The sequence below is a fragment of the Neisseria sp. SLRRB23 genome (assembly GCF_050896295.1).
GTDB lineage: Bacteria > Pseudomonadota > Gammaproteobacteria > Burkholderiales > Neisseriaceae > Neisseria.
This window is the reverse complement of record NZ_JBPBFH010000153.1, coordinates 1-387: the sequence shown is the minus strand read 5'-3', so window position 1 is coordinate 387 and position 387 is coordinate 1. Positions and strand designations below refer to the sequence as shown.

Below are 387 nucleotides of genomic sequence, written 5' to 3'. Positions count from 1 at the left end.
GCGGGTTGATGCCGTCTGAAGTTTCCGAAGCGAAATGCACTGTTTCAAACGCGGCATCGCCGTTATCTGCCAGCTTGAGTTTAAACAAGGGGGCAGCATAGCCGTTCCGGTAGCTTTTGAAACCGGTTTGATAAACTCTCTTCTCTTCTCTTCCGCAGCGCAGGCGGCAAGTGAAGACGGCGGCCGCGGCCCGTATGTGCAGGCGGATTTAGCCTACGCCTACGAACACATTACCCACGATTATCCGAGATCCTCAAGAAGTGATTGACTGGTACTCCGCAGAGCCTTCCCGTTTGCGAGGTCCGACTTCTTTGGCAGTAGAACTCAACGTTTTTGATTTCGTTTTGGGCAAAGCCAAAGTAAGCGAAAAAGCTTTGTCTTTTGACG

The 387-nt window shown here is 51.4% G+C and carries 2 pseudogenes; both read left to right on the top strand.

From position 1 onward, the window contains the following. Positions 1-97: 97 nt before the first annotated feature. Positions 98-247 (top strand): annotated as a pseudogene (locus ACRPFF_RS11620) (opacity family porin); the annotation flags it as partial. A gap of 1 nt (position 248) precedes the next feature. After that, positions 249-387, top strand: a pseudogene (locus ACRPFF_RS11615) (trigger factor); the annotation flags it as partial.